13 protein-coding genes are annotated in these 13,412 nt (G+C 59.9%); 3 read left to right on the plus strand and 10 right to left on the minus strand.

Annotation, left to right across the window (positions count from 1 at the left end; all coding sequences use genetic code 11):
- Positions 1-156 precede the first annotated feature (156 nt).
- On the plus strand, positions 157-630 hold the full coding sequence (locus ACFWAD_RS23320) for an NUDIX domain-containing protein (protein WP_378535693.1): 474 nt from the start codon (positions 157-159) through the stop codon (positions 628-630).
- 17 nt (positions 631-647) lie between these two features.
- Here ACFWAD_RS23320 and ACFWAD_RS23325 read toward each other — a convergent pair whose 3' ends face one another.
- Positions 648-1,469: a universal stress protein gene (locus tag ACFWAD_RS23325; protein WP_378535695.1), complete on the minus strand. Its 822-nt coding sequence runs from the start codon at positions 1,467-1,469 to the stop codon at positions 648-650.
- Positions 1,470-1,690: 221 nt separating this feature from the next.
- Positions 1,691-3,433, minus strand: coding sequence for a cytochrome c oxidase subunit I (ctaD, locus tag ACFWAD_RS23330; RefSeq protein WP_378535697.1), 1,743 nt, complete (start codon positions 3,431-3,433; stop codon positions 1,691-1,693).
- 199 nt (positions 3,434-3,632) lie between these two features.
- On the opposite strand from ctaD, the gene ACFWAD_RS23335 reads away from it, so the two are divergent.
- Positions 3,633-4,013, plus strand: coding sequence for a VOC family protein (locus ACFWAD_RS23335; RefSeq protein ID WP_378535699.1), 381 nt, complete (start codon positions 3,633-3,635; stop codon positions 4,011-4,013).
- Positions 4,014-4,016: 3 nt separating this feature from the next.
- Here the strand turns inward: ACFWAD_RS23335 and ACFWAD_RS23340 are convergent, their stop codons facing one another.
- The 3 genes from ACFWAD_RS23340 to ACFWAD_RS23350 form a co-directional block, all read right to left on the minus strand.
- On the minus strand, positions 4,017-5,693 hold the full coding sequence (locus ACFWAD_RS23340; protein ID WP_378535701.1) for a GAF domain-containing protein: 1,677 nt from the start codon (positions 5,691-5,693) through the stop codon (positions 4,017-4,019).
- Positions 5,694-5,706: 13 nt separating this feature from the next.
- Positions 5,707-6,438: a response regulator gene (locus ACFWAD_RS23345; RefSeq protein ID WP_378535703.1), complete on the minus strand. Its 732-nt coding sequence runs from the start codon at positions 6,436-6,438 to the stop codon at positions 5,707-5,709.
- A 234-nt stretch (positions 6,439-6,672) separates the two neighbouring features.
- Positions 6,673-7,017 (minus strand): hypothetical protein, encoded by a 345-nt coding sequence (locus tag ACFWAD_RS23350; protein WP_378535705.1) that lies wholly within the window; start codon positions 7,015-7,017, stop codon positions 6,673-6,675.
- A gap of 238 nt (positions 7,018-7,255) precedes the next feature.
- Between ACFWAD_RS23350 and ACFWAD_RS23355 the strand changes: the two genes are divergently transcribed.
- Positions 7,256-7,477, plus strand: a complete 222-nt coding sequence (locus ACFWAD_RS23355; RefSeq protein WP_378535707.1) for an RGCVC family protein — start codon at positions 7,256-7,258, stop codon at positions 7,475-7,477.
- Between the two features lie 254 nt (positions 7,478-7,731).
- Here ACFWAD_RS23355 and ACFWAD_RS23360 read toward each other — a convergent pair whose 3' ends face one another.
- The 5 genes from ACFWAD_RS23360 to ACFWAD_RS23380 form a co-directional block, all read right to left on the minus strand.
- Positions 7,732-8,199, minus strand: a complete 468-nt coding sequence (locus ACFWAD_RS23360) for a DIP1984 family protein (protein WP_378535709.1) — start codon at positions 8,197-8,199, stop codon at positions 7,732-7,734.
- Between the two features lie 349 nt (positions 8,200-8,548).
- A complete protein-coding gene (locus ACFWAD_RS23365; RefSeq protein WP_378535711.1) occupies positions 8,549-9,526 on the minus strand; it encodes an ABC transporter substrate-binding protein in 978 nt (325 codons plus the stop codon).
- Between the two features lie 59 nt (positions 9,527-9,585).
- Positions 9,586-11,196, minus strand: coding sequence for an ABC transporter substrate-binding protein (locus tag ACFWAD_RS23370; RefSeq protein ID WP_378535713.1), 1,611 nt, complete (start codon positions 11,194-11,196; stop codon positions 9,586-9,588).
- A gap of 14 nt (positions 11,197-11,210) precedes the next feature.
- Complete coding sequence (locus ACFWAD_RS23375; protein WP_378548185.1) at positions 11,211-12,515, minus strand: NtaA/DmoA family FMN-dependent monooxygenase; 1,305 nt, start codon at positions 12,513-12,515, stop codon at positions 11,211-11,213.
- Positions 12,512-13,351 carry a sulfurtransferase gene (locus ACFWAD_RS23380; protein ID WP_378535717.1) on the minus strand — a complete coding sequence of 280 codons (840 nt, stop codon included), beginning with the start codon at positions 13,349-13,351 and terminating at the stop codon, positions 12,512-12,514. Before ACFWAD_RS23380 ends, ACFWAD_RS23375 begins: the two co-directional genes overlap by 4 nt.
- Positions 13,352-13,412 lie beyond the last annotated feature (61 nt).

The following is a 13,412-nucleotide window of genomic DNA, read 5'->3' on the forward strand; positions in this document are numbered from 1 at the left end:
CTAAGCATCTGTCCGCGGTGGACTCCCCCGCCCCCTGCCCAATGTTTATTACCCTCCCCGGTTTCCACTACACCTTACCCCGACGACGGACCCGGGCCCCCGGCTTGTTTTTCCGGGGGGGGCGCCGTCATTTCACGCGCACGATAGCGTGGTCGTGTGGCCGATCAATTTGCGCTGGTACCAGCGGTGTACGTGATGTTCTGTCGAAGCAACCTGGCACAACGCCCGGAGGTGCTGTTGCAATTGCGCGAGGGCACGGGATTCATGGACGGATACTGGGCTCACGCGGCTGCGGGACACGTCGAACTGGGGGAGTCGGCACTCGACGCTGCCATTCGGGAGGCTGCGGAAGAAATTGGCGTTGAGTTGCTTTCCTCGGAACTGAAACCGCTGACCGTGTTGCATCGCCGTCACGCGGCAGGGATTGAACCAGTGGATCATCGAGTGGACTTCTTCTACGAATGCCGTACGTGGTCGGGTGAACCACGCCGGATGGAGCCGTTGAAATCTGCAGATCTGCGGTGGTGGCCGGTTGACGAACTCCCGGAGAAGCTGGTCGACCACGAGCGTTTCGTGATCGAAGCCCATCACGCCGGTCAGCTCGCACCCATCCAAAGTTACGGTTTCTGACCGAGCGAGGAACAAATTCAGGCTTCGCTCGCAACGATGACCGGGCACTGAGCTTTTCGAATCATCGCACTGCTCGTCGTGCCGAGACCGGCGTCGTCGAACGAGCCTCGACCACGCCGGCCTACGACGAGAAGCCTTGCCTCGGTGGAGAGTTGTTCCAGAATGGCTACCGAAGGGCCGTCGAATTCGATCTGACGGATGGTGACGCCAGGGTAGAGCGAGGCCCAACCTGACAGTTGCCACGTCAGCGGCGTCGGGTGCTGGGGCGCGTGCCCGGATGCGAAGTCTCGACGCAGCTCGGCTTCGGGCGAGGCAGCATGTACGACGATAAGTTCGGTGTTCACTGCGTCGGCTTCCTTGAATGCGATTGCCAAAGCGCTTTCGCTGTAGGCGCTTCCGTCCAAACCGACGACAACCGGCAAGGCTGCCGCAGCGCTGCTTTCACGCGGTGTTCCGACTCTTGCGAACGAACATGTCGGTCCAGGTGCGGCGGGATCGTCCTGTGGTGCGACGATCAAGGCGGCCTCGGACGTCAACGCGGTGAGGATTGCGGTGTTCTCCCCGGAGATCAGATCGGTCCGGATCCGAAGATCTGGCGACACCGACTCGGTGATCTGAATGGCTTCCATGAACAGGCCGGTCGGTGACGCCGAGGTGTTCGGATCGGCGGTGAACGGGGCTACGAAAACTATTCGCATCCAGAGACTGTGGCGATGCGCGAACTCGGCCGCCCACGTGATCACGTCGGGGCGCAGCGGGGATCCGTCGATGCACACGACCACCGCCCCGTCCGCGGACCACTCCGAGGTGATGAGGTCAGTCGATAGTTCGGGCTTCATCGTGAACTCCTCGAGCTGTGTCTTTTGAATGCGAACTAGCTTGCAGGACAGTGCCGAACAGCAATCCTGCGACGACTATCGAGCACGCGGCAGTCGTCAGGGGCAACCACACGAGCGTCGTGACAGCGAACATGAGCACAAGCAACGGGGCGAGAAGATGGCCGGGTTTCGCTCGGCGTTCGTGTTGCTGCTTTTCTGCCCAGGCTCGGTACTTCGTGCCGTCATTCATATTGTTTCACCTTGGTGTTTACCTCGGAAACCGACTTGTGGCCAAGCAGTCCGACGTGCGCCTCGTCGCGCATTCTCTCGACCATGTGGGGGTAGTGCAGTTCGAATGCGGGCCGCTCACTGCGGATTCGGGGGAGTTCGGTGAAGTTGTGTCGCGGTGGCGGGCAGGACGTCGCCCATTCGAGCGAGTTTCCGAACCCCCAGGGATCGTCGACGGTCACAATTCGGCCGTAGCGGTAGCTCTTGAAAACGTTCCAGATGAACGGAATCGTCGAGGCTCCGAGCACAAACGCGCCGATGGTCGAGATCGTGTTGAGAAGAGTGAAATTGTCCGACGGCAGGTAGTCCGCGTACCGCCGAGGCATACCCTGAGCGCCGAGCCAATGCTGGACGAGAAATGTTGCGTGAAAGCCGATCAGGGTCAACCAAAAGTGAATCTTGGCGAGCTTCTCGTCCAACATCCGGCCGGTCATTTTCGGGAACCAGAAATAGATTCCGGCGTATGTCGCGAAGGCGATCGTTCCGAAGAGGACGTAATGGAAGTGTGCGACGACGAAGTACGAGTCGGTGACATGAAAGTCCAAGGGCGGGCTGGCAAGAATCACGCCGGAGAGTCCGCCGAACAAGAATGTGACCAGGAAGCCGACGGAGAACAGCATGGGCGATTCGAAGGTCAACTGCCCCTTCCACATCGTTCCGATCCAGTTGAAGAACTTGACTCCGGTGGGAACTGCGATCAGGAAGGTCATGAACGAGAAGTACGGGAGGAGAACGGCGCCGGTTGCGTACATGTGGTGTGCCCACACCGCGATCGACAGTGCCGCAATTCCCAGCGTTGCGTAGACCAACCCGGTATATCCGAAGATCGGCTTGCGGCTGAAGACGGGGAAGATCTCCGAGACTATGCCGAAGAAGGGCAGCGCCAGAATGTAGACCTCGGGATGGCCGAAGAACCAGAACAGGTGCTGCCACAACATGACTCCACCGGTGGCGGGGTCGAACAGGTGCGCACCCAGATGACGATCCACCCACAGCCCGATCAAGGCGGCAGCGAGCAGCGGAAAAACGAGGAGAATCAGCATGCTGGCGACCAGCGCATTCCACGTGAAGATCGGCATGCGGAACATCGTCATCCCAGGGGCACGCAGGCAGACGATCGTCGACACGATGTTGACTGCGCCGAGAATGGTGCCGACGCCGCCGAGCGTGAGACCGATGATCCACAGGTCGGCGCCCATGCCGGGGGAGTGGAGTTCGCTGGTGAGCGGCACGTAAGCGGTCCAGCCGAAATCTGCCGCACCGCCAGGTGTTACGAATCCGGCGGAGGCGATCAGGCCGCCGAAGAGATAGAGCCAGTAGCTGAATGCGTTGAGTCGCGGGAAACACACATCCGGCGACCCGATCTGCAGTGGCATGAGGTAGTTGGCGAATCCGAAGAAGACCGGGGTCGCGTACAGCAGGAGCATGATCGTTCCGTGCATGGTGAACAACTGGTTGTACTGCTCGTTGGACAGGAATTGCATTCCCGGAACGGTCAATTCCATGCGCATGAGTAGCGCCATCAGTCCGCCGATCAAGAAGAAGGCAAACGATGTCACGATGTACATCAGGCCGATCATCTTGTGATCGGTGGTCCTGAGGATCTCGACCAGTTTCGAACCCTTCGGAGCGGTTCGGGGAATCGCATCGGCGTGCGTATCGACCTCACCTACCGGCCGGGGTGCTAGATCAACCACGACGGCCGCCTACGAGAATCGACGTGACGAAATACCGAGAATGCCTGGGACTGTGGAACATAACGCAATGATCGTGGCGACCGGGAACTCGGACGAGGGGAAAAGGTCCCTAGGATCGGAACAGAGGCATGGCGTAGATCACGTGGTCCGGTACGGTCGAGAGAGTTGTCTTCACAGGCGGAAAGAAAGCGAGATCGTCATGGCGTGTCGCATCAGTGAACTGGTGCTCGGTTGCCGGGAACCCGAGGTGCTGGGCCGGTTCTGGTGCGAGGTCCTGGACTTCGTCGTGCTCGATCGAATGGACGACGGTTCGTTGGAGATCGGCCCACGCGAAGGCTTTGGCGGTCCACAGCCGACGATCATCCTCAGTCGCAGAGACGAACCGGAGAAGGGTAAGCCTCGCCTGCATATTGACGTCAACGCTACCGATCGCGATCAGGAGGCCGAACTCGAACGACTACTGGGTCTCGGTGCGCGCCCGGCTGACATCGGCCAGACAGGGCAGGAGCAGTGGCATGTCCTAGCGGACCCAGAAGGTAATGAGTTTTGTCTGCTGAAGGCTCGACTATCTCCGCTCTGACGCTCAACGATCGTGACTCGGTAACAGGCTCGGCCTTCGGCTCAGCGGAACGCGCCACACCAACTCGGTGACACCGTTCTCGCTGGTGATGTTGCTCGAGCCTCCGCACTGACGAGCGCGGGTCGCAAGGTTGTCGAGACCGTGGATTCTGGTTGCCTGGTCGATACCCACACCGTCGTCGACGATGCTGATGACAAGCTCCTCGGTGGCACGGATGGTGACGTCGATGGCATCGGCATGGGCATGTCGCAGAGCATTGCTCAAGCCTTCGCGCACAACGGCTTCGGCGTGCGGGGCTAGTCGAGCCGGGACGGAACTGTCGATGGTTCCCTCGAAAGTGACGCTGGGAGTGATCGGCGAGTGGCCGGACAGGCCGTTGACGGCGTCGAGGAGTCGCCGCCGTAGGCTTGTGGGAGTGGACATCTCGCTCGTGTGGAGGTCGAAGACTGCGGTGCGAATTTCGCGGACCGTCCGGTCGAGTTGATCGACAGAGGTGTCCAAAACGGTTCGAACGGTGGCCTCGTCGCCTGGACGTTGAAGTACTCCCTGCAAACTCAATCCGGTGGCGAACAACTGTTGAATGACGTGGTCGTGGAGGTCACGCGCGATGCGGTCACGATCTTCGAGCACGTCGATCAGTCTTTCCTTTCGTTGCTGTTCAGCGAATTCGACAGTGACAGAGGCGATGTCTGCCATTGCCGTCAATTGCTCGATCTCCTCTGTTCCCCACGGGCGGTCGCTGCGGCGTGACGCGAAGAGAACGCCGCCGCCGAACGAGGTTCCGGAGAGGGGGAGTGCGATCACAGATTCGTCACCGGAAACATTCAGTGCCGGAACGGGACTGCCCTGTGGTGCAGAGATCGGTCGCCGGCTGCGCGCTGCGTCGTCGATCACGGTCCCGGACAGATTGACGGCAGAGCCGGTCGCGGCGAAAGGCTGGGAATCGGCAATATCTGCGACGTGGACTACTGGCTCTCTGCCCAGGTCGTAGCGAACGACGCACACCAGATTTCCATCCGTGAGATGCCTTGTCGTCCGAACCAGTTCGGCCAGCGTCTCGTCGCGCGATCCGCCACTGAGAAGACGTGCATTGACGGCGGCGACTGCCTTGAGCCAGGCCTCCCGCGTCCGGGATTCCTCGAACAGGCGCGCGTTGTCGATGGCGATGCTCGCAGCGTTTGCCAGTATCTGGAGTACTGCCTCGTCGCGATCGTCGAATGCAGCCCGGTCCGAGCTGTCCGCGAGGTAGATGCTTCCGAACACCTCTCCCCTGACAAAGATCGGAACGCCGAGAAACGTGTCCATCGGTGGGTGATTGGTCGGAAACCCTGCCGAGGACGGATGCGAGGAGATGTGGTCGGTTCGAACCGGGCAGGGTTCCTGAACGACCAGGCCCAGCAGTCCGTGCCCTTCGGGAAGGTGCCCGATCTTGGCAACCTGACCCTGATCCAAACCCGAGTGGATGAATCGCGACAAGCGCCCGTCGGGCGACTTCACGCCGAGCGCTCCGTAGTCCGCTTCGAGGAGATGACGCGCGACGTCGACTATCTGTTGCAGGGTTTCGTCGAGCTGGAGGGTGGATCCGACAGTCAACACGGCGCTCAGCAGTTTGGGAATCGCACTCGGGTTCAGGGCAGCCAGCTCGGCGCTTCCAGCGATATCGCCGAATAGGCTGAGCATGAGAGCGTCGCGGCTACCTGGCATGGTGCGTGCCCGTGGTCGCGGAGAAGGGCGAGCCTGACGGCGTCAGCAGGTGAGTAGTCGCCTGGCCCGAAGGATCCGGGTGAGAAGTGCCTGCGCGAAGCTTTGTTGCCAAGACTGCAGCCTGCGTTCGGCGTTCGAGGCCCAGTTTCTCGAGGATGCGTGAGACGTAGTTCTTGACTGTCTTCTCCGAGAGCTCTGCGTGCGTGCTGATCTCTCGATTGCTCAGTCCCTTGCCGATCAACTCGAAGATCAATAGTTCCTGATCGGTCAACAGGGCCGCCGCAGTACCCGATTCCTGCTCGGATCGGATGCGCCGCACCAAACCGATCACCGCCTGCGTATTCAACAGCGATTTGCCGGTAGCAACCGTACGGATCGCCGAAACGAGGTCATGGCCGCGAATGTTCTTGAGGACGAATCCACGTGCGCCGGCGATCAGGGCGTCGAGGAGGGCATCGTCGTCGGAGTAGGACGTGAGCATCAACGTCGCCGCGTTCGGATAGGTCGACGCCAGTTCTCGGCACAGTTCCACACCGTTGCCGTCGGGAAGCCTGACGTCCATGACAACCACGTCGGGTCGGCATTCGGGTATCCCGACCGAGGCTTCGCGAACACACGACGCCTCGCCCACGACGTTGAATCCCGATACCTGATTCAACAGGTCTGCCAATCCACGACGGACGATCTCGTGGTCGTCGACCAGATAGATGCCGATCGTCACGGTGGTCACCTCTTCCAGCTCACGCCTGTCGTCGATGTTACCGGACGGTAATGTCCCGACAGGATCGGGTTGTCCGACCGATGGCCGACAAAAAACCCGCGTCGAAGGGTGCGAGACCGAGTCTCGATTGCACAGAGCCAAAGGTCCCGACCGTCACGAGATCTGAATCACCCCGATCTCGTGAGGTAGCGGGTGTGCGCTGAATGTGATTGTGCCGGTGTCTGTTCGATCCGCTCAGTCGACGGGAGCGAGTTCGACGGAGACGTAGACACCCTTGCCTTTTCGATGTGCGAGTGCCTCGCCGGGGCGATCGATACCGTCCAGTTGGAGAACGATCGGACCATGTTCCGGATAGAAATTGCGCCACCAACTCTTCTTGTCCGGCATGGCAACCCCGATCGTCACATGGTCGCCTTTTCGTTTGTAGGACACGGGCGCGCTGAAGGTGCGACCGGACTTGCGGCCGACGTAGGTGATGACGGTCATCGAACGGCCGAGTAGTTTGCCTACGATCGGAGCGCCGATCAGCGGTTGGACCACTACGTTCACGGCGGCGGATACACGTTGGAAAGTGTTCACGAGAAGCCCTTTCGCGACGAATGTTGCACGAATTCGAATCCTGCACGGAAATGGTGCGTGCAGTAGTTCTATCCTGCTCGACCGGGATTGTCGCGTGGGCAGAAATTGGTACAAACCGGTGTGCCGAAGCGAGTAGCGTGGGGTACGTCGAGGGTCATTCGAATATGCGCGGTCAAGCCATGTCGTCCTCGACGCCAACCCGGTCTGTGGTCGAACGGCCGAGAACTGGAGCGCCTGTATGGCGTCGAACCCGTCCGATGTGTCGAATGCACGAGGGCAATCCGAGTCGACTGACGCGGATCAGGAAACGCCGTCGATCTGCCCGGCGTGTCAGCACAGTATGGAATCCCACGATCCGCTCGGAGTTCGCTTCTGCGCAGTGACTGCCGACCGCGGTCTCGATCGAAAGTGCATCTGCGCTGCAGATCGCGAGGAGATGCAGCACTATTCGCGCTACTGAGGCGCATCCTGCATCCCAATCGAAGACGCACCGACCTGCAGTCGCCGACAGTGCTGGATGCCCCGAACCCGCCCTCGTCTATCGACGATCAGCACGTGGTGGTGATGTGTGCGTAGTGCACCTTTACCTGTACAACGTGCAGGGCTGCAATGTGTATGTGCGCTGCCCGCCGCGCTCAGAGGTGACCGGATAGACCGCCGGTCGCGGTGTGTGCTCGCTTCGCCGAACGACTACCTGCTCCAACGCTGCCGTGCTTACTCGATCAGATCCACCTCCCAGTTCGTTCGTTGAATCTGTGTATCGACCTCACGAATCTCGCGGGCGAGGTCGTCCGCGATTGCCCGAAGTTCGGTGACGGGAACTGCCGCGACATAGACCAATTCTGATCGGAGTTGACGACCGTAACCTCGCTCTTCGCGCCCGGACGCGGCGTCCGCAGCGGCATTGACTGCAGAGTGTCTCAGGCGCAGCACATCTCGATGGGCGAGTGCATCTGTGACAGTGCCGTTTCCGAGGATTGCCTGCGCATTGGTTCGATTGATCGCGCGCATCAACCGTTCGAGTTCGCTCAGAGTTGACGTCAGCTCTTCGAGAAGGACGGCAGCGTCTTCGGCGGGAATTTCTCCCTCCTGGTGGCGTGCATTGTCGACGATCCGCTCGCGCAAGTGCGCAACCTTGCGAGTGGTGTCACTGCGTAGCGCGAGTGCCTCTGCCAGTTTCATGGATGAAGCTCCTGCTCTGACCTGAATCGGGAACTCCAAGCTAGCACTCGGTTGACCACCTGGGTCGGATTCCATTGTCTTGCTGCGTTCTTCCCAGTTCAGCATTCGAATCATCTTGGAGACAGCTGGTACTGCGTGTCCGCTGGGGCTGCCACACCGAACTCGTAAGCAATGGGCTTCACCCCAACAAATTAAGGGTGTGGCGATGTTCGATGAAGCGATGAAGTCGGTGGAGCACGCTGCGCACGGTCTCGGGTCGACGGAGCGGGCGAGGCATACGATGGTCCGCCGTCGATCTCGCGGTTCAGGCGAGATAGTCGCCCCGAGACGAGTTTGAGCGCGCCTTTCCCTATTTGTTCGTCTTCGGGAGGCCAGGCGGATTGACCAGTGATTTGTCCACTGCTTCGTTGGTGATCTTCCAGCGCTCGAGGACCTGAGCGTACGTGCCGTTTTCGATCAGATGATCGATTGCCTCACTGATCGGCTGAACCAATCCGTTGTCCTTCTTTACCAATACACCGATCTGGCCCAACGCAGCCTCTCCAGCGCCGGAGAACTGACCGATCACTTCGTTCTCACCGGTCTGGGCGGCGTGGAACTGGGATGACGGGTTCGGGCCGAAGTATGCGTCGATTCGACCCGACGAGAGGGGAAGGTAGTAGTCAGTGGTCTTCTGGTACACGGTGATTTCAGCGGGAGCCAGACCGGCCGCCACGTTGTCCTCGTTCCACTTCACCAGCAACGCTTCCTGATTGGTGGCGGCGCCGACACCGACCTTCAGCCCGGCGATGTCCCGCGGCTTGTCGAGCGAGATGTTCTTGTCTTTCCTGACCTCGAAAGCGAGAGTGTCGAGGCGGTACGTCGCGAAATCGTACTTCTCCTTGCGTTCCTCGGTGACCGTCACGTTCGAGACGAATGCATCAGCATCTCCCGAATCGATCCGCACCGAATTCTGCGCCCAATCCGCAACCTGAAGATCGATTTTCAGCCCGAGCACCTCGGCAATCAAGTACGCGAAGTCGGTCTCGGAACCGATGACTGTCTTGTCGTCGTCGGCGTAGAAGCGTAAGGGAGGGGCGGTTCCGGCATTGCCGGTGATGCGGATCGTGCCGCGGTCTCGGAACTCCTGAGGGACCTTAGCTGCGATCGAATCAACCTTCTCGGTGGTGATTCGGTTCTGCTCGGACGACAAGTTTATGCCGGATGTTGTTGCACCGGAGTGCTGCTCAGTCGATTGTTCATCTGGGCTTCCGCAAGCGGCACCCAGGAGGGCAACTGTGGCCAGGGTAGCGATCAACAGCGTCGCGGAGCGAGGGCGGGTGAACATGAGGTTCCTTCCACAAAGAGGTTTTGTCGAAACAGGCTGATGTGTTGACGAAGTGCGAGCTAGCTCTTCCAGGTATCCACGAAGTCCACCGAGTAGAGATCGGCCTGGATACGCAAGTCGTGAACTGCGGGAGTCGTCGCGAAGATCAACGAGGAGGCGTGCAACGGGATCGCCAATGCCTGATCGGCAATCAACTCCTGAATCTCTTTCAACACGCCGTTCCTCGCATCTACGTCTACGGTTCGAGATTGTTTGATCAGCAACGTATTCAGCTCAGGCGTCGAGGCGATGCCTTTGGTCGAGCCGAGAGTGGGGCTGAACACCAGCAGTACGTCACCGTCTGCACGCAAACTCTGGAAGTAGATCGATTCCCATGTGCCATCGGTTCGTGCAGTGTTGTCCTCGGCAGTCGAGCGAGGTTGCAAGTTCACCGCGACGCCGATGTCACGCAGCTGAGACTGGATCAGTTCGAACTGCGATTGTGGGAGGTGGTTGCGGTACGCCAACTCCACGGTCAACTTCTCACCGCCCTTCGTGCGAAGTCCGTCACCGCCGACTGTCCATCCACTGGCTTCCAGTAGCGACTTCGCACCCTCCGGGTCATACGTGTAGTCGGACGAGAGATCGGTGTACCCAGGCGCTTTCACCGACAGGATGCTTCGTGCAATCTCGTCACTGGGCGTGTAAGTGGTGTCGATGATCTGTTGGGTATCGATGCCCTTCACCAACGCACGCCGCACGTTCAGGTCCGCGAGCACTGGCGCAAACGTGGGGTTGAGCAAGAGCGAATCGTTGATGCCGGCAGCTATTGACGGAATGACAGTGAGTCCGGAGGCCTGTGTGCGATCGACGTCTGTGCTCGGAATGTCGATCGCGGCGTCCAGTTGCCCTGACGTCAAGCCACCGATCCGCACCGAGGACTCGGGGACGACCAAAAAGGTGATCGAATCCAGATATGCCTCTCCCTTGTTCTTGTTGAGTGAAGATCCCCAGCGATAGCCGTCGCGTCGAGCGAGAACGACCTTCGCATTGGTCTCCAGTTCCTTCTGCACGAACGGCCCCGAGGCGATAACGCCCTGCGCGCAGCGTTCTTCGGGCGTCTTCTTCAAGGATTCCGGAGCGATGATGGCGAGTGTGTCGGAGCGTGCGGCTTGAAGGAAACCCGCTGACGGTTCCGAGAAATTGAGTGCGACAGTGGAAGCGTCGAGTACCTCCGCTCCAGTGAAGTTTGCAAGATGTGACTTCGCAGTGGTCGCGAAGCCACTGTCTCCCAGTCTCTTCTGGCTTTCGAAGTTGTCCGCGACAACCTGCGCATCCAGACGCTCGCCGTTGCTGAAGGTCACGCCGTCCTGGAGAGCGAAGACGAATCGTCGACCGTCGTTCTGGACCTCCCAGGACGTCGCCAACCAAGGCACGATCTCCCCGGTGTCCAGGTTCTGGTCGACGAGTTTGTCGTACAGGGGATGGAACGCAGTAGCGGTCTGACCGTTCAACGTCTTGTCGATGCACGGTGGAAAAGTATTGATCGCAAAGGTCAGATCGCCCCCGGAAGTGGGTTCGGAGTCGGCGCTCGCAGCTGGTGTTGCAGTGCTGCAACCCGTCGCAACTGCAAGCGTCGACGCCAGGATGGCGACTCGGATCTGTATGGATGAAAACCGCGACGTCGTCATGGAGCGAGTTCCGTTCATCGTGTGGAAGTGCGAGTGGAATCGAAGATGTGGGACCGCAGGGTCGTGCCGGTGTATTCGCGCCGGAACACGCCCCGGTTTTGCAGCAGTGGCACAACAGAACTGGTGAAGTCGTCGAGCCCTCTGGGGAAGTGGGTCGCGGTGAGGATGAAACCGTCGGCCGCTCCTGATTCGAAGAGGTGTGTCAACTCGTCGGATACCTCCTGCGGCGAGCCGACAATTTCGGGAGTGAGATCATTGCGCGCGAACAACTCTGCGGTTTCGGCGATGGTGAGATTTCGGGATTCGATCAGGCGTGCCAATCGACGTGAGGGGCCCTTACCGCGGTTGAGGACCTCGGCAATCGGAGTGGTCGGATCGAACTGCGACAAGTCGAGCCCTGCGGAGTGGGAGACCCACTCGATTGCTGCATCCGGATGGATAAGGGATCGCAGATACTCCTGCCGTTCCTTCGCGATGCTCGACGTCTCGCCGACTATCGGTTGCACAGCGGCGACGAGGCGGACCGAATCAGGGTCGCGTCCGGCCTCTTCCGCGTAGCCGCGAATTGCCTTGCGCTTCGCTCGAAGATCTTCCTCCAACGGGTCGATCGCAAAGACCAGATCTGCCCACCGCCCACCGAACTCGCGCCCTCGGGCGGATTCACCTGCCTGCATGAAGACCGGCCGGCCTTGCGGTGATTGCGGCAGGGTGAGTGGCCCCTGTACCGACAGGTACTTGCCCTTGTAATCGGCGGCATGAATCTTGCTCGTATCTGCGTAGATTCCGCTGTCGCGATCAGCCAGTACCGCATCTTCTTCCCACGACGACCAAAGTGCGGTGGTTGCTTCGAGGACCTCGTCTCCGCGTTCGTACAGCTCCTCTCGGGGCAGTCGGTCGACCTCGGGGAAGTTGTCGTTCGCGGGGCCAGGTGCCGTCATGACGATGTTCCATGCTGCGCGTCCGCCGCTGAGTATGTCGAGGCTGCCGAGGGTCCTCGCCAAGTTGTACGGACTGTTGAAACTAGCCGAAAGCGTCACGCCGAGACCAATTCGTTTCGTCGCGCCGGCCACGACCGCAGCAAGTTGCGTCGGATCATGTTGAAAGCCGGTCAGCAGACCGTATTTGGTGTGGCCGTCGACATAGTGCACGCGCTCAGGTATCAGTATCAGATCGAATTTTGCTCGTTCGGCCGCCTGTGCGTATCGCTCGTACAACTGCCTGTCCTCGAAGGAATTCTCCGAGTAGGAATGTCGCCACATTCCGGCACTGTGCATGCTCGGGAACACCATGTAGGCGCCGAGGATCATCTGTCGTGTCATCGCTTCTCTGGATTCCTTGATGTGTGATGGATGCGAGTGGAGACGGGTCGTTCAGGGTCGGCGCTCCACCCCGACCACGATGCGATGTAGACCGCGGAGCTGATGCCGATCGCGGCCAGCGCCAGTGCATTGTGCGAAGCGGCAACGCCGCCGCCGCAATAGGACACGACGGGTGTACTACTCTCGATCCCGAACTGACGGAAGTGCTCTCGCAGCTCGGCGTCGGGAAGCAGGAAGCCGCTTTCGTCCAGTACATCGAGAGCAGGTGCTGATACTGCTCCGGAAATATGGCCTTGAAAGTGGAAACTGCTCGGACTGCGAGAATCGAGCAAGATGCCGGTCGTCGCTGCGCGCGCGGCATCGTCTGCGTCGGCCGGCGATACTTCTACCGAACGAGTCGGCGCGTTGGCTATCGGCATGTCCGCGTTTGTCTGCTGCTCGATCGCAGCCGTCCACGCCGCCATTCCGCCGTCCAGATAGCGCACCGACCTTCCCGCCCAGTGCAAAGTGAACCACGCACGCGCGGCCAGCAGCGGGCCGTCGGGACTGTAGACGACGATGTCTGCGTCGGCAGCTATGTGTCGATCTGCGAGAGTCTTCGTGAGGATGTCGAGATCAGGCAAGGGGCGATCTCCGCGGGTTCCACCACCTTCGCCTTGAAAGTCTCTGATCGACAGAGTGACATGATTTGGTGAACTCACGATCTCGGATGCACTCGTTGTCTGTTCGCGCACAACTGTGATGACGACCGGTGCCTGGCCCAACCGAATCAATCTGAAAAGTTCGTGGGCGGATACGATCACCGAGTCTCGCTCGCCGCCCTCTGTCGAAGTCATGAAAGATACTTTCCAGCAGTTGTTTTCGCGACGGTAGTCACACGATCGCGGTAATCCTTGG

It is taken from the genome of Rhodococcus sp. NPDC059969 (assembly GCF_042738325.1).
Lineage (GTDB): Bacteria > Actinomycetota > Actinomycetes > Mycobacteriales > Mycobacteriaceae > Rhodococcus_F.

Bases quoted from the DNA above. Each gene is read 5' to 3' on its own strand.
- ACFWAD_RS23325 (WP_378535695.1), bottom strand. From the start codon at position 1,469: ATGAAGCCCGAACTATCGACTGACCTCATCACCTCGGAGTGGTCCGCG.
- ACFWAD_RS23335 (WP_378535699.1), top strand. From the start codon at position 3,633: ATGGCGTGTCGCATCAGTGAACTGGTGCTCGGTTGCCGGGAACCCGAG.
- ACFWAD_RS23340 (WP_378535701.1), bottom strand. From the start codon at position 5,693: ATGCTCAGCCTATTCGGCGATATCGCTGGAAGCGCCGAGCTGGCTGCC.
- ACFWAD_RS23355 (WP_378535707.1), top strand. From the start codon at position 7,256: ATGGCGTCGAACCCGTCCGATGTGTCGAATGCACGAGGGCAATCCGAG.
- ACFWAD_RS23360 (WP_378535709.1), bottom strand. From the start codon at position 8,199: ATGAAACTGGCAGAGGCACTCGCGCTACGCAGTGACACCACTCGCAAG.
- ACFWAD_RS23365 (WP_378535711.1), bottom strand. From the start codon at position 9,526: ATGTTCACCCGCCCTCGCTCCGCGACGCTGTTGATCGCTACCCTGGCC.
- ACFWAD_RS23370 (WP_378535713.1), bottom strand. From the start codon at position 11,196: ATGACGACGTCGCGGTTTTCATCCATACAGATCCGAGTCGCCATCCTG.
- ACFWAD_RS23375 (WP_378548185.1), bottom strand. From the start codon at position 12,515: ATGACACGACAGATGATCCTCGGCGCCTACATGGTGTTCCCGAGCATG.
- ACFWAD_RS23380 (WP_378535717.1), bottom strand. From the start codon at position 13,351: ATGACTTCGACAGAGGGCGGCGAGCGAGACTCGGTGATCGTATCCGCC.